This window comes from Tabrizicola sp. YIM 78059, assembly GCF_004959785.1.
Lineage (GTDB): Bacteria > Pseudomonadota > Alphaproteobacteria > Rhodobacterales > Rhodobacteraceae > Tabrizicola > Tabrizicola caldifontis.
This window is the reverse complement of record NZ_SJZH01000005.1, coordinates 182,275-201,486: the sequence shown is the minus strand read 5'-3', so window position 1 is coordinate 201,486 and position 19,212 is coordinate 182,275. Positions and strand designations below refer to the sequence as shown.

General features: G+C 65.0%; 18 protein-coding genes, 5 tRNA genes and 2 pseudogenes. 18 read left to right on the top strand and 7 right to left on the bottom strand.

All coding sequences use genetic code 11. From position 1 onward, the window contains the following. Position 1: 1 nt before the first annotated feature. Together EZM81_RS09100 and EZM81_RS09095 are read right to left on the bottom strand one after the other, a co-directional pair. The gene (locus EZM81_RS09100) at positions 2-1,183 is read right to left on the bottom strand and encodes an efflux RND transporter periplasmic adaptor subunit (RefSeq protein WP_136645544.1); all 1,182 of its coding nucleotides are present in this window, start codon (positions 1,181-1,183) and stop codon (positions 2-4) included. Between the two features lie 7 nt (positions 1,184-1,190). Continuing rightward, positions 1,191-1,814 carry a TetR/AcrR family transcriptional regulator gene (locus tag EZM81_RS09095; RefSeq protein ID WP_136645491.1) on the bottom strand — a complete coding sequence of 208 codons (624 nt, stop codon included), beginning with the start codon at positions 1,812-1,814 and terminating at the stop codon, positions 1,191-1,193. Between the two features lie 163 nt (positions 1,815-1,977). On the opposite strand from EZM81_RS09095, the gene tgt reads away from it, so the two are divergent. Continuing rightward, positions 1,978-3,108: a tRNA guanosine(34) transglycosylase Tgt gene (gene tgt / locus EZM81_RS09090; RefSeq protein ID WP_136645490.1), complete on the top strand. Its 1,131-nt coding sequence runs from the start codon at positions 1,978-1,980 to the stop codon at positions 3,106-3,108. Here tgt and EZM81_RS09085 read toward each other — a convergent pair. Then, positions 3,105-3,515 (bottom strand): hypothetical protein, encoded by a 411-nt coding sequence (locus EZM81_RS09085; protein ID WP_136645489.1) that lies wholly within the window; start codon positions 3,513-3,515, stop codon positions 3,105-3,107. The two genes, tgt and EZM81_RS09085, sit on opposite strands and share 4 nt — an antisense overlap. A gap of 197 nt (positions 3,516-3,712) precedes the next feature. On the opposite strand from EZM81_RS09085, the pseudogene EZM81_RS18535 reads away from it, so the two are divergent. From EZM81_RS18535 to lon, 4 genes and pseudogenes are all read left to right on the top strand, one after another. Beyond that, a pseudogene (locus EZM81_RS18535) lies at positions 3,713-4,480 on the top strand (Hint domain-containing protein); the annotation flags it as partial. Continuing rightward, a pseudogene (locus EZM81_RS18755) lies at positions 4,410-4,571 on the top strand (hypothetical protein); the annotation flags it as partial. The pseudogenes EZM81_RS18535 and EZM81_RS18755, both read left to right, overlap by 71 nt. A gap of 78 nt (positions 4,572-4,649) precedes the next feature. After that, positions 4,650-4,862, top strand: a complete 213-nt coding sequence (locus tag EZM81_RS18530) for a hypothetical protein (protein ID WP_248298173.1) — start codon at positions 4,650-4,652, stop codon at positions 4,860-4,862. Positions 4,863-5,049: 187 nt separating this feature from the next. Further along, entirely contained in the window at positions 5,050-7,446 is a 2,397-nt protein-coding gene (gene lon, locus EZM81_RS09075) for an endopeptidase La (RefSeq protein ID WP_136645487.1), read from the top strand. Positions 7,447-7,497: 51 nt separating this feature from the next. On the opposite strand, the gene EZM81_RS09070 is transcribed toward lon, so the two are convergent. Next, on the bottom strand, positions 7,498-7,929 hold the full coding sequence (locus tag EZM81_RS09070; protein WP_136645486.1) for a tail fiber domain-containing protein: 432 nt from the start codon (positions 7,927-7,929) through the stop codon (positions 7,498-7,500). Between the two features lie 168 nt (positions 7,930-8,097). Between EZM81_RS09070 and EZM81_RS09065 the strand changes: the two genes are divergently transcribed. From EZM81_RS09065 to EZM81_RS09025, 9 genes are all read left to right on the top strand, one after another. After that, positions 8,098-8,520, top strand: a complete 423-nt coding sequence (locus EZM81_RS09065) for an HU family DNA-binding protein (RefSeq protein ID WP_136645485.1) — start codon at positions 8,098-8,100, stop codon at positions 8,518-8,520. 13 nt (positions 8,521-8,533) lie between these two features. Continuing rightward, positions 8,534-8,608 (top strand) — tRNA-Val (locus tag EZM81_RS09060). A gap of 90 nt (positions 8,609-8,698) precedes the next feature. Next, positions 8,699-8,774, top strand: a tRNA-Val gene (locus EZM81_RS09055). 253 nt (positions 8,775-9,027) lie between these two features. Next, positions 9,028-9,963, top strand: coding sequence for a pirin family protein (locus tag EZM81_RS09050; protein WP_136645484.1), 936 nt, complete (start codon positions 9,028-9,030; stop codon positions 9,961-9,963). Positions 9,964-10,084: 121 nt separating this feature from the next. Further along, positions 10,085-10,161, top strand: a tRNA-Asp gene (locus EZM81_RS09045). Between the two features lie 30 nt (positions 10,162-10,191). Further along, positions 10,192-10,268: transfer RNA gene (locus EZM81_RS09040), tRNA-Asp, on the top strand. A gap of 30 nt (positions 10,269-10,298) precedes the next feature. Continuing rightward, positions 10,299-10,375: transfer RNA gene (locus EZM81_RS09035), tRNA-Asp, on the top strand. Between the two features lie 80 nt (positions 10,376-10,455). Continuing rightward, positions 10,456-10,812: a hypothetical protein gene (locus tag EZM81_RS09030; RefSeq protein WP_135448739.1), complete on the top strand. Its 357-nt coding sequence runs from the start codon at positions 10,456-10,458 to the stop codon at positions 10,810-10,812. An 85-nt stretch (positions 10,813-10,897) separates the two neighbouring features. Next, complete coding sequence (locus EZM81_RS09025; protein ID WP_135448738.1) at positions 10,898-11,119, top strand: RND transporter; 222 nt, start codon at positions 10,898-10,900, stop codon at positions 11,117-11,119. Between the two features lie 72 nt (positions 11,120-11,191). Here the strand turns inward: EZM81_RS09025 and EZM81_RS09020 are convergent, their stop codons facing one another. Next, entirely contained in the window at positions 11,192-11,635 is a 444-nt protein-coding gene (locus tag EZM81_RS09020) for a GNAT family N-acetyltransferase (protein WP_135448737.1), read from the bottom strand. Further along, a complete protein-coding gene (locus EZM81_RS09015) occupies positions 11,632-13,017 on the bottom strand; it encodes a dipeptidase (RefSeq protein WP_136645483.1) in 1,386 nt (461 codons plus the stop codon). Before EZM81_RS09015 ends, EZM81_RS09020 begins: the two co-directional genes overlap by 4 nt. Before the next feature lie 201 nt (positions 13,018-13,218). On the opposite strand from EZM81_RS09015, the gene hemA reads away from it, so the two are divergent. The 3 genes from hemA to ispG all read left to right on the top strand — a co-directional run bounded on the left by hemA (position 13,219) and on the right by ispG (position 16,987). Further along, a complete protein-coding gene (hemA, locus tag EZM81_RS09010) occupies positions 13,219-14,448 on the top strand; it encodes a 5-aminolevulinate synthase (protein ID WP_136645482.1) in 1,230 nt (409 codons plus the stop codon). 120 nt (positions 14,449-14,568) lie between these two features. Next, positions 14,569-15,780, top strand: a complete 1,212-nt coding sequence (locus tag EZM81_RS09005) for a helix-turn-helix domain-containing protein (RefSeq protein ID WP_136645481.1) — start codon at positions 14,569-14,571, stop codon at positions 15,778-15,780. A gap of 82 nt (positions 15,781-15,862) precedes the next feature. Continuing rightward, positions 15,863-16,987 carry a flavodoxin-dependent (E)-4-hydroxy-3-methylbut-2-enyl-diphosphate synthase gene (gene ispG, locus EZM81_RS09000; RefSeq protein ID WP_136645480.1) on the top strand — a complete coding sequence of 375 codons (1,125 nt, stop codon included), beginning with the start codon at positions 15,863-15,865 and terminating at the stop codon, positions 16,985-16,987. 91 nt (positions 16,988-17,078) lie between these two features. Here the strand turns inward: ispG and EZM81_RS08995 are convergent, their stop codons facing one another. Beyond that, positions 17,079-17,819, bottom strand: coding sequence for a DsbA family protein (locus EZM81_RS08995; protein ID WP_136645479.1), 741 nt, complete (start codon positions 17,817-17,819; stop codon positions 17,079-17,081). 184 nt (positions 17,820-18,003) lie between these two features. Here EZM81_RS08995 and EZM81_RS08990 point away from each other — a divergent pair, with 184 nt between their 5' ends. Beyond that, entirely contained in the window at positions 18,004-19,212 is a 1,209-nt protein-coding gene (locus EZM81_RS08990) for an N-acetylmuramoyl-L-alanine amidase (protein ID WP_136645478.1), read from the top strand.

The window sequence follows — 19,212 nt, the reverse complement described above, 5'->3', positions numbered from 1 at the left end:
CTCAGTTGGTGGCGCCGGCATCCGGCACCGGGTTGATCCGGTCGCCTGCCCGCACGAAGGCCCCGGCCTTGGCAACCACTAGGTCGCCGGCCGCAAGACCGTTGACGATCTCGACAAAGGCGCCGTCGCGAATGCCGGTGGTGACCACCACCCGTTCGACCAGCCCATCCCGGACGCGCATCACCGTGGGGCCCTCGGCGGATGAACCGACTGCGGTCAGCGGCACCGCCAGAGCCTGATGCTCGTCTGCCACGATCTCTGCCTCGACGAACATGCCGACGCGCAGCCGGTCCGGCTCGTCGATGTGGATCCGTACCCTCCCCAGGCGGGTGACCGGGTCGATGGTGGGTTCGACCATCCGCACAATGCCGGACAGGGTATCGGGCACACCCACGGCACGCAGCAGGGCGGGCTGGCCTTCCTTCAGCCGCAGCACATCGCCCTCGGATACATCGGCGCGCAACTCCAGTGCCCCGTCGCGGATCAGCACGAACATCGGCTGTCCCGCAGCCGTCGCGATGGCGCCCAGCCTGGCGTTGCGCGCAATGATCTTGCCGGCAACCGGTGCCTTCACCTCGGTCCGGCTGAGCATAAGATCCACGTTCTCAAGCCGGGCCTCGGCAAGGGCAAGTTGGGCCCGTGCCGATTCCAGGGCCTCTTTCGCCACTTGCACCCGCGCCTTTGCCGCGGTGGCGTTCGCGTTCGCGGCGTCCAGTTGCGCCTGCGGGGCGGTGCCCTGTTCGCGCAGCCGCGCGGTGCGATCGGCAACGCGGACGGCCTCGGCCTCGGCGGCCTGGGCCTCGACCAGTTGCGCCTCGACCTGGGCGATTCCCGCCCGAGCGGCTGCCAGGGATGCCACGGCCTCGGACTTCTGCAGCTCCAGCGACGTGCGGGAAAGGACCGCCAGCACCTGCCCTGCAGCGACCGTATCGCCCACGTCGGCCCGCAATTCTTCCAGCGGCTGGCCCTCGATCAGGGGCGCGACTTGGACCTCCTCGACAGCGGCCACAAGGCCCGAGGCGATCACGCGGTCGGTCAGCGTGCGCGACCGCACCTCGGTCACGGTGATCGCCGGAAGCGACGACATCGCCGGTTCGGCCGCAGCTTCCTGCGCCAACAGCATGGGGGCCGGCAGCACCAGACCAAGGGACAAGGCAAGTGTCAGGAAATGAGAGGAACGCATCACGCGGTCAGCCTTCTGCAATATCGTTGGAAATGTCGGCAAGGATCCGGTCGATCACCGCAACAACCTGTTCCCGTAGCGCCGGAGAGGCCGGCCCGCACTGTGCGGTGCGTGTTGCCATGGCCTTCACCAGCATCACCAGCAACTGGCACTGCCCGAGATAGCGGGCACAGGCATCCTCCTGACTGCGGCGGGTTACCCGGGCGAAGATTGAGCAAAGCAGCCGGGTGATCGTTTCCTCCATCTGGCCGGCAGCGGCACGGATCTCGGGCTTGCGGATTGCCGCAGCGGTGATCTCGGCCCAGAGCTGGCCATCTTTCAGGCTGTCCTCGTGGAAATGCGACAGGATCCGTTCCCGAAGGCACGCGATCGGCTGATCCGATGTCTGGATTTCCGCGAAATCGGCCTGGATTTCGGCAAGGTCGTAGCTGCACATCGCCTGCACGATGGCCGCCTTGGACGGAAAATAGCGGTAGAAGTTGCCCACGCTCATGCCGGCGGCACGGGCGAGATCCTGCATCGAGGCCCCGTCGAACCCCTTTTCGGCAAACGCCTGCCGGATGGAGCCAAGGATCTCCATCGTGCGTTCTTCAGAGCCTTGCGGCGCGCTGGGGATTGGAAAACCTGCCATGTCTGAGGAGTGACCTGGTTGGGAATGAACGTTCATTCACGCAAATAGACAACTGCACGGGAACGTCAAGTGGAATACGCAGCAGTGGGTGCTGCGGATGTCTTCCGCTTGGCATTTCCGAAGTTTTGGCCCAAAGGGTCGGCAGAAAGGGGACGTTTCCGCCATGGCCGAAGGCTTCAGTTTCTCGATTTCGGCGACAGACGGCGCCGCACGGACCGGGGTGATCCAGACCCCGAGGGGAGAGATTCGCACCCCCGCCTTCATGCCGGTGGGCACCGCCGCCACGGTCAAGGCAATGCTGCCCGAAAGCGTGCGTGCCACGGGGGCTGACATCCTGCTGGGCAATACCTATCACCTGATGCTGCGCCCCACGGCCGAAAGGATCGCGGCTCTGGGGGGGCTGCACCGGTTCATGAACTGGCCGAGACCGATCCTGACCGACAGCGGCGGGTTCCAGGTCATGTCGCTGGGCCCCTTGCGCAAGCTTACCGAGGAGGGGGTGCGCTTCTCCTCGCATCTTGATGGCTCTCGGCACATGCTGACGCCGGAACGCAGCATGGAGATCCAGCGCCTTCTGGGGTCGGACATCGTGATGTGCTTTGACGAATGCCCCGCGCTGCCGGCGACCGAGGCAGAGGTCGCGCGCGCCATGCGCCTGTCGATGCGTTGGGCGCAGCGGTCGCGCGACGCCTTCGGCGACCGGCCGGGCCATGCGCTGTTCGGGATCATGCAGGGCGGTGTCACGCGCGAGCTGCGCGAGGAATCGGCCGAGGCGCTGAAATCCATCGGCTTCGACGGCTATGCGATCGGCGGCCTTGCCGTGGGCGAGGGGCAGGAGGCGATGTTCGGCGTGCTCGACTATGCGCCGGGTTTCCTGCCGGCGGACAAGCCGCGCTACCTGATGGGCGTGGGCAAGCCCGACGACATCGTGGGCGCGGTCGAACGCGGGATCGACATGATGGACTGCGTCCTGCCCTCACGGTCCGGTCGCACCGGTCAGGCCTGGACGCGGCGCGGTCAGGTGAACCTGCGCAACTCGCGACACAAGGACGACCCGCGTCCCCTTGACGAGGCCTGCACCTGCCCGGCCTGCACAGGCTATTCCCGCGCCTATCTGCACCATGTGGTCAAGGCCGACGAGATCATCGCCTCGATGCTGCTGACCTGGCACAACCTGCATTATTACCAGACCCTGATGCAGGGCCTGCGCGACGCGATTGCCGGGCAGCGTCTTGCCGCATTCGTGGCCGAATTTCATGCAACGCGCGCGGCGGGCGACCTGGAGCCTGTCTAGGCCGTTGCCGTGACCGGGCGCCGCTGGCGCTGGCGCGTGGCAACGATGGCCATGCCGCCCAGAATGACGACGGTTGCACCGAGAAGGGGCTGATCGGCAACCGGACGCAGCACGGCGGGAAAGGCCGCGACCGCCGCTGCGAAAGCCAGCCTCGCCCACTGAACGGCATCCGAAAGCGCGGTGAGACCCGGAAGCAGAAGTGCTGTCGCCACCGCGGCCGGCGTCACGAATGCCATGTAAAGCAGCCCCGTGAACAGCGGTATCGGCAGGTTGCCCACATGGCCCGTGCGATCGACGTGCAGCAGCAGGCCCGCTAGGAAGGAAAGAACCGCAACCCGCAGGGCCCGATGCCGCTGCGCGGCAATTCCCCTCAGCCTTACCCTGACCTGATCCAAGCGCGGTTTCATGCCGCCTTGGTGTCATCTGACTGCGGAAAGATTGAGGCAGAAAGGGTGTGAAATGTTGTCCGCCTTCTGCAGCAAAGCGGCTTGGTGTGCGAATGCCGTTGGGATCGGCGGGCACTGGCGGAAGATCATGGGAATGTGACTGATTGGCCGCAGTAGCCTCGGTAAGAGTGCCTTTCGGGCAAGGCTTATCGGTCCCGATGTTGACAGCAGGGGGCCGTGCTTGTTTTGTTCGAGCAAAGGATCGTCGAACGGGAGATCGGGCAGTGGGGACGTTTACTGTATGGGCTCGACAGGACTCGATCACAGCCAACAATGCGACCCTGAACCCCATCGGGACTAATCAGGCGCCGACCACGGAACTTACCTTTACCGACAACAACGGTGCCGGTGACCTGAATATCGAATACAATGGTGGGTTGCCCGACCCGGATACCCAAGTCATAATCGATGGCACCTCCTACAATTTTACCGTGGTGCTTTCCGGCACTCTGCCCAGCAACTCTCAAGTGCCGGCGTCCCTTGTCGGGCGAACGGTGCTTCTTCTGCGAGTGACGGTCGGCGGAACGGTGCGCGAGTATTTCTACGTTGTTGGTCAACCACCGGCGACGTTCGCCCAGATGAACGCTATCGGCAGCGGCGCCATTCCCCTTCAGAATGTCAACACCACGCCGCCGCCCTACTGCTTTGGCATGGGGACAGAGATTGCGACACCATCGGGCCGGCGCAAGGTCGAGACGTTGCGTGCGGGTGACTGTGTTCTCACCGCGGATGACCGCACCGTCACCATCGCCTGGATCGGAATGTCGCGTTACACCAGAGAGGAGGCTGTTGCTTCCTCTGCTTTGCGCCCGGTGCATATTCATGCCAATGCGTTCGGGCCCGGCTGCCCGGATCGTGCACTTGTCGTGTCGCCGCAGCACAGGATCGTCGTCCAGGGTGGCGCCTGCGAGCTTCTGTTCGGCCATTCGAAGGTCTTTCGTCACGGCCCGTCACCTGATCGGAACCCTTGCAAGCGCACCAGAACCAGAGGACGACGTGGTCTACTACCACATCCTGCTGGAAAACCACGATATCCTGTTGTCGAATGGCCTTTCCACGGAAAGCTTCCAGCCGGCGCGGCGCATGGTAGAGGCCATGGACACCGCCGCGCGCGCATCGCTTGAGGCGGTCTTGGATGTTCTGGGCCGCGACGCGATGCTGACAAGGACTGACGCCTTGCAGACGCTTACCCACCGGGAAACCCTGGCGCTTCTTGATGATCTGGTCGAGGAAGTGCCGCCAATCGGTGTAAGCCTGTCATCAACTCGGCGCGCGACGGTCTTAGCTGATCGTGGATGCGCGGCCTGACTGGGGCAGCTCATCGCAAAGGCGGCGCAAATGGTCTTGTCCCTGCCTGCGCAGAGGTTCAGACTGAGCCTTCCGAACGCCGCTTGAATCCCGAAAGCCGGGACCACAAATAACAGCCAACAGGCGGAACGGGCCGGGTTGCCGATGGTCGGGGCCCCGCCGCGTTGCCGCGAGTGAAGGTAGTCACATGAGCACCGAAAGCTATCCCGTCCTGCCGCTGCGCGACATCGTGGTCTTTCCCCACATGATCGTGCCGCTTTTCGTCGGCCGCGAAAAATCGGTCCGCGCGCTGGAAGAGGTGATGCAGGACGACAAGCAGATCCTTCTGTCCTCGCAGAAGGATCCCACCGCAGATGACCCGCAGAGCGACGGGATCTTCCGCGTGGGCGTTCTGGCCAATGTCCTGCAACTGCTGAAGCTGCCCGACGGCACGGTGAAGGTGCTGGTCGAGGGCAAGCAGCGCGTGCGGATCACCGGCTTCCTGGACAACCCCGCTTTCTTCGAGGCGACGGTCGAGCCGCTGGTCGAGACCGAGGGCGACAAGACCGCCGTCGAGGCTCTGGTCCGCGCCGTGAGCGAAGAGTTCGAGCGCTACGCCAAGATCAAGAAGAACATTCCCGAAGAGGCGCTGGCGGCGGTGTCAGACACGCGCGACCCGGCGCGTCTGGCCGACCTGGTGGCAGGCCATCTGGGCGTGGACGTGAACCAGAAGCAGGCGATCCTTGAGACGCTGGAAATCGCCGAGCGGCTGGAGAAGGTCTATGGCCACATGCAGGGCGAACTTTCGGTCCTGCAGGTCGAGAAGAAGATCAAGTCGCGCGTCAAGACCCAGATGGAGAAGACCCAGCGCGAATACTACCTGAATGAGCAGATGAAGGCCATTCAGCGTGAACTGGGTGACGGCGAAGACGGCCAGAACGAGATCGCCGAACTGGAAGAGCGGATCAAGAAGACCCGGTTCAGCAAGGAGGCGCGCGAAAAGGCCGAGGCCGAGCTGAAGAAGCTGAAGTCGATGTCGCCGATGTCGGCCGAGGCGACGGTCGTGCGCAACTATCTCGACTGGCTTCTGGGTGTGCCGTGGGGCGTGAAGTCCCGCGTGAAAAAGGATCTGTCGGCCGCTCAGAAGGTGCTGGACGCCGACCATTACGGGCTTGAGAAGGTCAAGGAACGGATCGTTGAATACCTGGCGGTGCAGGCGCGCTCGACCAAGCTGAAGGGGCCTATCCTGTGCCTCGTCGGCCCTCCGGGCGTGGGCAAGACCTCGCTGGGGCGGTCGGTAGCCAAGGCCACGGGGCGCGAGTTCATCCGCATCAGCCTTGGCGGCGTGCGGGATGAATCGGAAATCCGCGGCCACCGGCGGACCTATATCGGGTCGATGCCGGGCAAGATCATCCAGGCCCTGAAGAAGGCAAAGACGACCAACCCGTTGATCCTGCTGGATGAAATCGACAAGATGGGCCAGGACTTCCGGGGTGACCCCGCGTCGGCGCTGCTCGAGGTGCTGGATCCCGAACAGAACTCGACCTTCGTCGATCACTATCTGGAGGTCGAATACGACCTGTCGAACGTGATGTTCATCACCACGGCCAACAGCTACAACATGCCGGGGCCGCTGATGGACCGGATGGAGATCATCCCGCTGGCCGGCTACACCGAGGATGAAAAGCGCGAGATCGCCAAGCAGCACCTGCTGCCCAAGCAGATCAAGGCGAACGGCCTGAAGAAGGGCGAATTCAGCATCACTGACGAGGCGCTGAACCATGTCATCCGCTACTATACCCGCGAGGCGGGCGTGCGGAACCTGGAACGCGAGATCGCCAAGCTGGCCCGGAAGGCCGTGACCGACATCCTGAAGGGCAAGGCCAAGCGCGTCGAGGTCGATCCGGCGAAGGTCGAGGAATACCTGGGCGTGCAGAAATACCGCTATGGTCTTGCCGAAAAGGAGGATCAGGTCGGCGTGGTGACGGGGCTGGCCTGGACCAGCGTCGGCGGCGATCTGTTGCAGATCGAGGCGCTGAAACTGCCGGGCAAGGGCCGGATGAAGACCACCGGGAAACTGGGCGACGTGATGAAGGAATCGATCGACGCGGCGTCGAGCTATGTCCGCTCGATCGCGCCCCAGATCGGGGTGAAGCCGCCCAAGTTTGACACGATCGACATTCACGTCCACGTTCCGGATGGCGCGACGCCCAAGGATGGCCCTTCGGCGGGTCTGGCCATGGTGACGTCGATCGTCTCGGTGCTGACGGGCATTCCGGTCCGCAAGGACATCGCCATGACCGGCGAGGTCTCCCTGCGCGGCAACGCCATGCCGATCGGGGGCCTGAAGGAGAAGCTGCTCGCCGCACTGCGCGGGGGAATCAAGACCGTTTTCATCCCCGAGGAAAACGCCAAGGATCTGGCAGAAATCCCCGAGAACGTGAAGCAAGGGTTGAAGATCATCCCCGTGAGCCACGTGCGCGAGGTTCTGGCCCAGGCGCTGGTGCGCCAGCCCGAACCCGTGGAATGGGACGAGGCGGCGGAAGAAGCGGCCGCTGCGGCCAGGGCGGCGCAGAACCAGCCGCCAGCGCAGACCGCGCATTAGCCAGGCAGAAGGCGCGCCCATGGGGCGCGCCTTTTCCTTTCCGGCATTGTGCTATTCGATGCGGCGCAGTTCCAGGCCGAGCTTTGCGTAATCGACCGCCTTGTAGCCATAGGGCAGCGGCTTGATGGCGCCGGGGTGCATCACTTCGACCTCCTGCGCCATCACGCCCTCCCAGACGCCCTCCATGCCCTTGTAGCGATACCGGTAGACGCCAAGGCCCAGATGGTTCGTGCCGACGCGGCGGATATCCTCCTTGAGCCGGATGTCGCTGACCTCGACCGGCGGTTGCGGATCATCGTCGCCCGAGGCGACGGCGACCAGGATAGCCGCCACCAGCAGAAGCGGGATCAGCGCGCCGCTGGAGGATGCGGGTTTTTCCTGGACGACCTCGACCTCGTCCTGGATCGCCACTGGTCCGCCGGCGCTGGCGGGGTTGAGGGTGCCCAGGGTCAGGGCGGTGGAAAACAGAAGGGCCTTGCGCATGTCTACTCCTGTCACTGAAACGCGCGCTTTCGCGGCGTGCAATGAAGGCTAATCCCTTGAGGTTCGGCGTGACAAACCTTTCTGTCGCGAGGGTCGCAATGCCGCTGGCACAGGGACGGAACGCCGACTACAGTTCGGCGCTGACGCGAGAGTCTTTCAGAAGGCATCATGGCACCGCGCACGTCCAAGACCCCCGAGATGAAACCGGCCAAGTCCTCGGCCAAGGCCAGGTCTGCAGGCAAACCGGCAGCGAATCCCCCAGCGGCGGCGAAGCCTGCCAAACCGGCGCTGACCGTCGCCGAGAAGGCTGCCTCGGCAGACGGTAAAGTCGGCATCCTGAGGCTCAAGAACCTGGTCGATCGCGCGGCCGCTGCCACCGGGGGCAAGAAACCACAGGTCAAGAAGACGGTCGAGGCGACGCTTGCCGCGATGGCTTCGGCGCTGGCCTCTGGTCATACTCTTGTCCTGCCACCGCTTGGCAAGCTGCGGGTCGCGAAATCCACCGGTGGCGCGATGACACTGAAACTGCGCGTGCCGACTGGAAAGGTTCCGGCCGGAAAGCCCCTTGCAGACGACGGCGAGGACGAATAAAAGCGCGGACATCGGGCGATTAGCTCAGCGGTAGAGCGCTTCGTTCACATCGAAGATGTCAGCGGTTCAAATCCGTTATCGCCCACCATCCTTTCCGAAAGCGCGCCCCTTGGGCGCGTTTTCTTCATTTCGGCGGGGCTTGCGCTGCCCGTCTGCAAAAGGGTAGGGACAAAGGCGGGGGCGGTTAGCTCAGCTGGTAGAGCGTCTCGCTTACACCGAGAATGTCGGGGGTTCGAATCCCTCACCGCCCACCATTTCCCATCCGATCGTCTTGCCACCCGAATCGTCGCGCGAGCGGACGGATACGCGAGGCATTTCCGGCCTTCCTCTCTGCACAAGTATCCCGGGGGTGCGGGGCCTGGCCCCCTCCTTTGCCCCGGTGAGGCGTGGGCCACTGTCCGCGGAAGCGTGGCGGCGCGTGTTCGCCCCTGCACAGGGTTCGCGCGGGGCTTCGGGGGTGCAATTCCGCTCTGTCGCCCCTACCTGTCAGACAAAGGAGATCCGCCCATGTGGAACCCGCTGCTTGACCCGTCCATCCCGATCGGCGACGCCGTCGATGCGATCGAAACCGTCATCGTCCCTCGTGCCCGCGACCTGGGTGGCTTCGAGGTGCGCCGTGCGTTGCCTTCGGCGCAGCGCCAGATGGTCGGGCCGTTCATCTTCTTCGACCAGATGGGCCCGGCCGAGTTCCTGACCGGGCAGGGCATCGACGTGCGGCCGCATCCGCACATCGGGCTGGGCACGGTGACCTATCTGATGAAGGGACGCCTGCACCACCGCGACAGCCTTGGCACCGACGCCTGGATCGAGCCTGGCGCAGTGAACTGGATGCTGGCGGGCCAGGGCATCACCCATTCCGAACGCACCGATGGCGAGGCCCGCAAGGCCCCTCAGTCGATGTTCGGGCTTCAGACCTGGCTGGCGCTGCCGAAGGACCGCGAGGAAGACGCGGCGGGTTTCGTGCACCTGCCCAAATCCGCGCTGCCCGAACTGGAAGGCGAGGGCAAGGAGGTGCGCCTGATCCTGGGCAACGCCTGGGGGGTGCGCGTACCGATGGAGATGCCCTCCGAGGTCTTCTACGCCGACGCGCGGCTGGCCCCCGGCGCGGCGATTCCCCTGCCGGACGATCACGAGGATCGAGGCGTCTATGTGCTGGAGGGCGAGGTCTCCGTCGGCGGGCAGGTCTTCGATTCGGGGCGGATGCTGGTCTTCCGGCCGGGCGACCGGGTTTCGGTCAGGGCAGGCAACAGGGGCGCGCGGATCATGCTTCTGGGCGGCGCCACGATGGACGGGCCGCGCTTTATCTGGTGGAACTTCGTCGCATCGAGCCGAGAGAAGATCGAGGCCGCGCGCGAGGCCTGGCGTGCGGGTGACTGGATGCACGGCCGCTTCAGCCTGCCGCCGGGGGATGACCAGGAATTCATCCCGGCACCCGAGCGGTGAAATTTCGCTGTCGTGCCCATTGACGGCGGCGAAGGGGTTCAGTATCACGCCCCCCACGTCCGGGGGACCGGAGGAAAGATCNTCACGCCCCCCACGTCCGGGGGACCGGAGGAAAGATCGCGCGGTGGTAGCTCAGTCGGTTAGAGTACCGGCCTGTCACGCCGGGGGTCGCGGGTTCGAGCCCCGTCCACCGCGCCAGTTTCCTGAAATCGTCCCGGTCGCCCATGCGCGGTGGTAGCTCAGTCGGTTAGAGTACCGGCCTGTCACGCCGGGGGTCGCGGGTTCGAGCCCCGTCCACCGCGCCAGTTTCCTGAAATCGTCCCGGTCGCCCATGCGCGGTGGTAGCTCAGTCGGTTAGAGTACCGGCCTGTCACGCCGGGGGTCGCGGGTTCGAGCCCCGTCCACCGCGCCATTTCGTTCCCGACCCCGAATACCGGCTTGCGATTTGTTCCTGTGGCTGGATAAACCAGAAGCAGTTGCAGAAGGTGTCGGATGGTTCACCGCAAGCTTGCCGTCGTGCTGAGTCTCGTGTGCGGGCCCGTTCTGGCCGAGGCTGTTGATCTGCCATACGGGTTCGATGGTCTCTATGCGCCCGAGGGCACGAAGTGCGGCTCGGCCGAGATGTTCGTGGTCAAGGAGGGCACGATGGTGGGTGCCGATTCGGCCATCGTGGTGACTGGACTTGTCGAGACGCCCGGCGTTGTGGGGCGGGTCGAGGCGACCCTGTTCGTGCGCGACCGTCGCGGCGACCGTTTCGATTCGGCGGTGATCACGCTGGACGAGGACGAAGGCATGCTGGAGATGGTCTTCATGGACGGCATGTCCCTGCGCCTGCGTCGCTGCGAATAGGCTGCATTGCGCTTGAACGGCGTCTGGGTCAGGGTCCGCCCCGTCTGCGCCGCCGGGCGCCGGACTTGCACCAGGAGGCCTGACCATGTCGTTTCTTGATCAACTTCCCCTGGCGATCCTAGTGATCGCGGCGCTGACTCTCGGCCTTGCGCCCTTCGTGCCCGAGCCGCATCTGTGGGAAAAGCTCAAGATGCTTGCCGCGGGCAATCTGGTCCGTCCCATCGACATCTTCGATCTGCTGATGCATGCCGCGCCCTGGCTGCTCTTGGCGGCCAAGCTGGCCCGCATGGCCCTGGCACGAGGTTAGGCAGGGCAGTGAACGCCTTGCTCGGGGCGCTGCCCGGCAAGGCGGCAAGGTTCGGGCGACAAGGGACGCGGGTCAGAGCGTCATGCGGTAGCGGATGTGGCCGTCATTCTCGCAAAACTGGTCGTAAAGGCGCCGGGCCGTGGTGTTGCCGATCTCGGTCAGCCAGTAAAGTCGCCGCCAGCCGCGCGCACGGCCGATGGCGATCAGATCCTCGATCAGTGCCCGGCCCAGACCCCGGCCCCGCGCCTCGGGCGCGACATAGAGATCCTCCAGATAGCCGTCGTCGCCCATCACCCAGGTCGAGGGATGGTGCTGGTGGATGGCAAATCCTTGCGGAATTCCGTCAAGGCAGGCCAGCCTGGCCTTCAGCGGACTGTCCGGATCCATGAGGCGCGTCCAGGTGAAGGCAGTCACCCCTTCGGGCAGGGTCAGGTTGTAGCCTTCGGTAAACCCCTGCCAGAGACGCAGGAAGGCGGCCTCGTCGGCAGGGGTTGCATCGCGGATCTCGACGCTCATGCGATGCGAGCCAGGATGCGCGCCCAGGCGCGGATACCCTTGTGAAACGACTCGACATCGTATTTCTCGTTCGGGCTGTGGATGTTGTCGTCATCCTTGCCGAAGCCGATCAGCATGGCGTCCATCCCGAGGATCGACTTGAAATAGCCGGCGACCGGGATCGACCCGCCCGAGCCGATGAAGGCCGCAGGCTTGCCCCATTCGTCGGACAGGGCCTGGCGGGCGGCCTCGAAGGCGGGGTCGGAGATTTCCATCACGCTGGCCGGCGCGCCGTCGCTGCCGCCGTGCCAGAAGATCTGGCAGTCGGCCGGCATCTGTGCCTCGGCCCAGGCCTTGAAGGCGGCGATGATCTTTTCCGGGTCCTGGCGCGAGACAAGACGGAAGCTGACCTTGGCATGGGCCTCGGACGGCAGCACGGTCTTGAACCCTGCGCCGGTATAGCCGCCCCACATGCCGTTCACCTCGGCGGTCGGACGCGACCATATCATTTCCAGCGGCGTGCGGTCCTGTTCGCCCGCGGGGACCGACAGGCCGACATCGCGCAGATAGGCAGCGTGGTCGAAGGCCAGCGCCTGCCACTGCTGGCGCAGCGTCTCGGGCAACTCGTCCACATCGTCGTAGAAGCCCGGCACCTGCACGCGGCCCTGGCCATCATGCAGGCCCGCCAGAAGCCGCGCCATCACATGCAGCGGGTTCCGTGCCAGCCCACCATACATGCCGGAATGCAGATCGCGGTTCGCCGCGCGGATGGTGAATTCGGCCTTGCAAAGGCCCCGCAGCATGGTTGTGATCGCCGGGGTATGTTCGTCGTAAAGCCCGGTGTCGCAGATCAGCGCCAGGTCGCAGGCCAGTTCGTCCCGGTGCTGTTGCAGGAAGGGGACCAGCGATGGCGAACCCGATTCCTCTTCGCCTTCCAGGAAGATCGTCAGCTTGCCGGGCAGTGTTCCATGCACGGCCTTCCAGGCGCGGCAGGCTTCGATGAAGGTCATCAGCTGCCCCTTGTCATCGGATGCCCCGCGCGCGCGGATCACGCGGCCTTTCGGGGTATCCTGCACCTCGGGATCGAAGGGGGCGCGGTGCCACAGTTCCAGCGGATCGACCGGCTGCACATCATAGTGGCCGTAGAACAGGATGTGCCGTCCCGGTCCGTCGCAATGCGCGACAACCATGGGATGGCCCGGCGTAGGGGCTGCACGGGCCTGAAAGCCCAGGGATTGCAGGTCGGCGACAAGCCAGTCGGCGGCGCGGGCGCAATCGGCCTTGTAGGACGGATCGGTCGAGATCGAGGGAATGCGCAGCAACTCGATCAGCCGCTCGAGGCTTTCGGGCAGAGTGTCGTCGATGCGTGCCAGCACGGCGTCGATCTGCGGGGCGGGGCTCATGTCGTCTCTCCGGATTGTGATTATCGGGCAGCCTATCAGGCGGCGGGGGGCTGTCCAGAGCGGCCGGGTTGGGGTAGAACACCGCGACCGTGACAAGGGGGTGACAATTCGCCCCCTTGGACTGCGGGGCCGATTGACCGAAATCAAGGCACCACGCCCGCGGGTCCGGCAGGATCGGGGCACAAGGGACCGAGGAAGACCATGGATTACGAGCGCGCGCTTGAGGCCAGCCTGCAACGCCTGCACGACGAAGGCCGCTACCGGACCTTCATCGACATCGAACGGCGGAAGGGCCAGTTTCCGCACGCGGTCTGGACCAGGCCGGACGGCACGCAGAAGGACATCACGGTCTGGTGCGGCAACGATTACCTTGGGATGGGGCAGCACCCCGATGTGCTGGCCGCGATGCATGAGGCGCTTGACGCGACCGGCGCAGGTTCGGGTGGCACGCGCAACATCAGCGGCACCACGGTCTATCACAAGCGGCTGGAGGCGGAACTGGCCGACCTGCACGGGAAGGAGGCCGCTCTCGTCTTTACCAGCGCCTACATCGCCAATGACGCGACGCTTTCCACCCTCAGGACGATCTTTCCCGGCCTGATCATCTATTCCGACGCGCTGAACCACGCCTCGATGATCGAGGGCGTCCGCCGCGGGGGCGGCGAGAAGCGTATCTTCCGCCACAACGACGTGGCCCATCTGCGCGAGCTGCTGTCCAGGGACGACCCGCAGGCGCCGAAGCTGATCGCCTTCGAATCGGTCTATTCCATGGATGGCGACTTCGGCCCGATCGCGGAAATCTGCGATCTGGCGGCTGAATTCAGCGCGCTGACCTATATCGACGAGGTGCATGCCGTCGGCATGTATGGCCCGCGCGGGGCAGGTGTTGCGGAACGCGACGGCCAGATGCATCGCATCGACATCATCAACGGCACCCTGGCCAAGGCCTATGGCGTGTTCGGCGGGTATATCGCCGCCAGTGCGAAGATGGTGGATGCCGTGCGTTCCTACGCGCCGGGGTTCATCTTCACCACTTCGCTGCCGCCGACGGTGGCGGCGGGGGCGGCGGCTTCGGTCCGCTTCCTGAAAGGGCAGGGTGGACAGGCGCTGCGCGAACAGCATCAGACGCAGGCAAGGATCCTGAAGGCACGGTTGAAGGCCATGGGGCTGCCGATCATAGACCACGGAAGCCACATCGTGCCGGTCCATGTCGGCGACCCTGTGCACTGCAAGCTGATCTCGGACATGCTGCTTGAACGGCATGGAATCTATGTCCAGCCGATCAATTTCCCCACCGTCCCGCGGGGCACGGAACGGCTGCGGTTCACCCCGTCTCCGGTGCATGGTCCGAAGGACATCGACCGCCTTGTGAAGGCCATGGATGAGCTGTGGAGCCACTGTGCGCTGAATCGCGCCGAAGCGGTTGCCTGAGCCATACTGCGTGTGCAAAAGGCCTTGCCGTATGCTACCGTTTCGCCAATACGAAAAATGAGTGAGTCGTTCGGGAAGGCGACTTCACGAAATCGGCGCACCTAAGGGGACAGGGCGGACATGATCGGTTGGAGGTCGAAACCTTCGACAACCGAAGAGGACAAGCCGAAAGGCTTTGACGACTTTGAGTTGCGGCTGGGGGATCTCATGCGCGGCGAGCGTGCCACGCTGGGCAAGTCCCTGCTCGACGTGCAGCGCGAGCTGAAGATCAAGGCCACCTACATCGCCGCAATCGAGAATGCCGACCTTTCGGCCTTCGAGACCCCCGGTTTCGTTGCAGGCTATGTCCGGTCTTATGCGCGTTATCTGGGCATGGACCCGGAGTGGGCGTTCGAGCGGTTCTGCGCAGAGGCCGGCTATACCGTGTCGCACGGTCTGTCGTCGGCTGCGGCACCGCAGATGATCGTCAAGACCCGCCCGCGGACCGAATTTTCCGAGCCGCTGGCCAATCCGAACGCGACCTTCATTCCGCGTGCCGAGGCTGTCTGGTCGCAGATCGAACCCGGTGCCGTTGGTTCGGTGGCGGTGCTTGTTGCTCTGATCGCTGCCCTTGGCTACGGTGGCTGGTCGGTCCTGCAAGAGGTGCAACGCGTGCAGCTTGCCCCGGTGGACGAGGCGCCGAAGGTCGTGGCGCAGATCGACCCGCTGGAAAGTATCGGCCCGGCGGCGACGAACCTGGTTGCCACACGTCCCGCGGCGGAAACGGTTGCCAAGGGCACCGCATCCGCCGAGGTGATGGACCGACTCTACCGTCCGCAGGCGCTGGACGTTCCGGTGCTGACCTCGCGTGACGGTCCGATCGCGGCGATCAACCCGCGCGAGGCGGGCGTTCTGGCGGGCGCGGCCAGCACGGCCTCGGCCGTGGATGCGGCCCTTGCCGAGGCCTTGGGAAGCGATGTGCAGGTCGTGGCCGAAGCCAAGCAGGGCATCGAGGTTCTTGCCGTGCGTCCAGCCTGGGTTCGGGTGAATGCGGCGGATGGCACCGTCCTGTTCGAGAAGATCCTGGATGCAGGCGAACGTTACGCCGTGCCCGCTCTGGAAGAGCCGCCGGTGTTCCGCACCGGAAATTCCGGTGCCGTGTACTTCGTCGTCGATGGTAAGACATACGGCCCTGCTGCGCCGGGGGCGAATGTGGTACGTGACATCTCGCTGTCGGCCGAGACCCTGACCCAGACCTTTGCGCAGGCCGATCCGGGTCGCGATGACGACCTTGCGCGCTTCGCCACGGCCGATGCGGGCGCGCTGGCTCCGGCTGAAGGCGCCACCGAATAAGCATCTGCCGAGGCGTCAGGCTGGTTGCCGCCGCGCCCGGCAGACCCTATCCTTTCGGGGAAGGTGCAGCCAAGGCTTCAAGATGACCCACAATCCGATCCGTCCATGGCGCAATATCGACCGGCGCAAGTCGCGGCAGATCCGGGTCGGAAAGGTGCTGGTGGGCGGCGATGCCCCGATCAGCGTGCAGACCATGACCAATACGCTGACCACGGACGTGTCGGCGACCATCGAACAGATCCAGCGTTGCGCGATCGCCGGGGCCGACATCGTTCGTGTCTCGACCCCGGACGAAGACAGCACGCGCGCCCTTCGCAAGATCGTCAGCGAGAGCCCGGTCCCGATCGTCGCGGACATCCATTTCCACTACAAGCGCGCCATCGAGGCGGCCGAGGCCGGTGCAGCCTGCCTGCGGATCAACCCCGGCAACATCGGCGACGCGAAGCGCGTGGCCGAGGTGGTGCGGGCCGCCAGGGACCACGGGTGCAGCATCCGCATCGGGGTGAATGCCGGCAGCCTTGAAAAGCATCTGCTTGAGAAATACGGCGAGCCCTGCCCGGATGCGATGGTGGAGTCGGCCCTGGATCACATCAAGCTGCTGCAGGACAACGATTTCCACGAGTTCAAGATCAGCTGCAAGGCCAGCGACGTGTTCCTGGCGGCGGCAGCCTACCAGCAGCTTGCCATTGCCACCGACGCGCCGATCCACCTGGGCATCACCGAGGCCGGGGGGCTGATGTCCGGCACGGTGAAATCGGCCATCGGTCTGGGCAGCCTTCTGTGGTTCGGCATCGGCGACACGATCCGCGTGTCGCTGTCGGCCGACCCGGTGGAAGAGGTGAAGGTCGGCTACGAAATCCTCAAGAGCCTTGGCCTGCGCACGCGGGGCGTGCAGATCATCAGCTGCCCCAGCTGTGCGCGGCAGGGGTTCGACGTGATCAGGACGGTCGAGGCGCTGGAGAAGCGGCTGGAACACATCAAGACGCCGATCAGCCTGTCGATCATCGGTTGCGTGGTGAACGGCCCTGGCGAAGCCCTGATGACCGACATCGGCTTCACCGGGGGCGGGGCGGGCAAGGGAATGGTCTACATCGCCGGCAAGCAGGACCATACGCTGTCCAACGACCGGATGATCGACCATATCGTCGAACTGGTCGAGAAGAAGGCAGCCGAAATCGAGGCGGCAGAGAAACTGGCGGCGGAATAGCGCGGCCAGTTGCCGAACACGCGGCAGGGCGCTAGACGCAGGCTACCGCCGGGCGGCTGTCTCAGGGCGGCACGCGTGCTGCCTTGTCGCTTCAGCCGTCGGCCCGCACTTCGGCCACGATGTTTCGCATCGCATCCAGCGGGATGTAGCCGCGCAGCATCATGTTCTTCAGCACGAAGGTCGGCGTCCCTGAAATCTCCAGCGTGTCGGCCAGTGCATGGTTCGCCTTGATGACCGCCATCACCTCCTCCGAACCCATGCGATCCAGGATCGGCTGTGGATCAAGGCCCAGATCCGTTGCCAGGCGGGAAAGCGTTTCGGTGTTCGGCTCGCCCCGCAGGGCGATCAGGGCGTCATGCACTGTCTCGTAGGCGGCATCGCCATGCAGCTGCCGGACGGCAATGGCGAACTGCGCAGACAGTAGCGAGGCCTCACCCAGGATCGGGAATTCCTTCACGACAAAGCGGATGTTGCCGTCGGATTCCACCAGCTCCGCCACCTCGGCATAGGCCTTGCGGCAGTAGCCGCAGCGGTAGTCCATGAATTCCACCAGCGTCACGTCGCCGTCCGGGTTACCGCCCACCCAGTCATCGGGGCTGGCAAAGATTGCGTCGGCATTTTCGGCCAGAAGCATCAGGTCGCGCTGCGCCATGGCGTCCTGCTCGCGCGTTTGCAGCACGTTCATCGCCTCGATCAGCACTTCGGGATTTTCCAGAAGATAGGCCCGGATCTCTTCGCGCAGGGCAGCACGATCAAGGTCGGTGATCTCGGCCACGGCGGGCGGCACAAGAAGGCCGGTTGCCAGGGCGGCGATGGCGGCAAGGCGGCGCATGGGTAATCCTTTCTGCTCGCGGCGGGATGCAAGACAAGGACACCCCTGCGTCGTCGGGCGGAGGATGCGGTGGCTGCCGGCAAAGATCAAGGCAGGGCATTGCCCATCGCCGGTTTGTGAACGGTGCCGATGGCCTTGCGGTGCGGAATTTACTTTTCCTTTCCGGGCGGGAATAAGTCCAGCCATGCCGATCCCGTTCCGCGCCCTCTGGCCCGTTCTTCTGCTGCTTTCGCTGGTCCTGCCGGTGCAGGCGCAGGGGCTTTCGGCGCTGGCCCGCCTTGACCGCGCGGCCTCGTCGGTCACCCGGTCGGGGGATGAGGTCGATCTTGTGCTGTCGCTCAGCCAGCCCGTTCCGTGGCGGATGCGCTTCCTTGACGGGCCGCCGCGTCTGGTCATCGACACCCGTGAGGTGGACTGGACCGGCGCGGCCGATCTTGACCTGCCCGAAGGGCTGGTTGCGTTGCGGGCGGGCAGCTTCCGGCCGGGCTGGTCCCGGCTGGTGGTCGAGATGTCCGCACCCAGCAGGATCGTGTCGTCCGAGATGACCACCGAAGGCGGCACGGCAATCCGGGTGCGGCTGGCCGCGACCGACCCGGAAAGTTTTGCCGCGCTTGCCGCCCAGCCGGAGCTGCCCGAATGGGTGGCGCCTGCCGCTGCCGACCTGCCGCCCCCCTTGCCTGAAGGCGCCGGGCCGATCACCGTGGTCCTTGATCCCGGCCACGGCGGCATCGACCCCGGGGCCGAGCGTGAGGGCCATACCGAGGCTGCACTGATGCTGACCTTCGCGCGTGAGCTGAAGGAGGTGCTTGTCCGGGACGGCCGCTTCCGCGTTGTGATGACCCGCGAGGAAGACATCTTCGTGCCGCTTGAAACCCGGACTTCGGTGGCGCGCGATGCCCGCGCCGACCTGTTCATATCGCTTCACGCCGATTCTCTGGCGCAGGGCGATGCGATCGGGGCTACGGTCTATACGCTGGACGAGAAGGCGACAGATGCCGCAAGCGCGGCGCTCGCCGAACGGCACGACCGCGACGATCTTCTGGCGGGACTTGACCTGTCGGATCAGGATGACGTGGTAGCGCAGGTGCTCATGGACATGGCCCGCACCGAAACCTCGCCCAGGACCGATAGACTGGCCGGTGCCATCGTGGAAGCGATCCGGGCGGAAGGTCTGCGGATGCATCGCCGGCCGCGCCAGACCGGCAGCTTCTCTGTTCTGAAATCCCCCGATATCCCTTCCGTTCTGCTGGAACTGGGGTTCCTGTCATCGGAACGCGACTTTGCGCGGCTTACCGATGCAAAGTGGCGGGCCCAGATGGCCGAGGCCCTGCGCAGCGCCCTGGTGGCATGGGCACAAGAGGATGCCGAACTGCGCGCACTGGTTGCCCCCTGA

Bases quoted from the DNA above. Each gene is read 5' to 3' on its own strand.
- EZM81_RS09100 (WP_136645544.1), bottom strand. From the start codon at position 1,183: ATGCGTTCCTCTCATTTCCTGACACTTGCCTTGTCCCTTGGTCTGGTG.
- EZM81_RS09095 (WP_136645491.1), bottom strand. From the start codon at position 1,814: ATGGCAGGTTTTCCAATCCCCAGCGCGCCGCAAGGCTCTGAAGAACGC.
- tgt (WP_136645490.1), top strand. From the start codon at position 1,978: ATGGCCGAAGGCTTCAGTTTCTCGATTTCGGCGACAGACGGCGCCGCA.
- EZM81_RS09085 (WP_136645489.1), bottom strand. From the start codon at position 3,515: ATGAAACCGCGCTTGGATCAGGTCAGGGTAAGGCTGAGGGGAATTGCC.
- EZM81_RS18530 (WP_248298173.1), top strand. From the start codon at position 4,650: ATGGACACCGCCGCGCGCGCATCGCTTGAGGCGGTCTTGGATGTTCTG.
- lon (WP_136645487.1), top strand. From the start codon at position 5,050: ATGAGCACCGAAAGCTATCCCGTCCTGCCGCTGCGCGACATCGTGGTC.
- EZM81_RS09070 (WP_136645486.1), bottom strand. From the start codon at position 7,929: ATGCGCAAGGCCCTTCTGTTTTCCACCGCCCTGACCCTGGGCACCCTC.
- EZM81_RS09065 (WP_136645485.1), top strand. From the start codon at position 8,098: ATGGCACCGCGCACGTCCAAGACCCCCGAGATGAAACCGGCCAAGTCC.
- EZM81_RS09050 (WP_136645484.1), top strand. From the start codon at position 9,028: ATGTGGAACCCGCTGCTTGACCCGTCCATCCCGATCGGCGACGCCGTC.
- EZM81_RS09030 (WP_135448739.1), top strand. From the start codon at position 10,456: ATGGTTCACCGCAAGCTTGCCGTCGTGCTGAGTCTCGTGTGCGGGCCC.
- EZM81_RS09025 (WP_135448738.1), top strand. From the start codon at position 10,898: ATGTCGTTTCTTGATCAACTTCCCCTGGCGATCCTAGTGATCGCGGCG.
- EZM81_RS09020 (WP_135448737.1), bottom strand. From the start codon at position 11,635: ATGAGCGTCGAGATCCGCGATGCAACCCCTGCCGACGAGGCCGCCTTC.
- EZM81_RS09015 (WP_136645483.1), bottom strand. From the start codon at position 13,017: ATGAGCCCCGCCCCGCAGATCGACGCCGTGCTGGCACGCATCGACGAC.
- hemA (WP_136645482.1), top strand. From the start codon at position 13,219: ATGGATTACGAGCGCGCGCTTGAGGCCAGCCTGCAACGCCTGCACGAC.
- EZM81_RS09005 (WP_136645481.1), top strand. From the start codon at position 14,569: ATGATCGGTTGGAGGTCGAAACCTTCGACAACCGAAGAGGACAAGCCG.
- ispG (WP_136645480.1), top strand. From the start codon at position 15,863: ATGACCCACAATCCGATCCGTCCATGGCGCAATATCGACCGGCGCAAG.
- EZM81_RS08995 (WP_136645479.1), bottom strand. From the start codon at position 17,819: ATGCGCCGCCTTGCCGCCATCGCCGCCCTGGCAACCGGCCTTCTTGTG.
- EZM81_RS08990 (WP_136645478.1), top strand. From the start codon at position 18,004: ATGCCGATCCCGTTCCGCGCCCTCTGGCCCGTTCTTCTGCTGCTTTCG.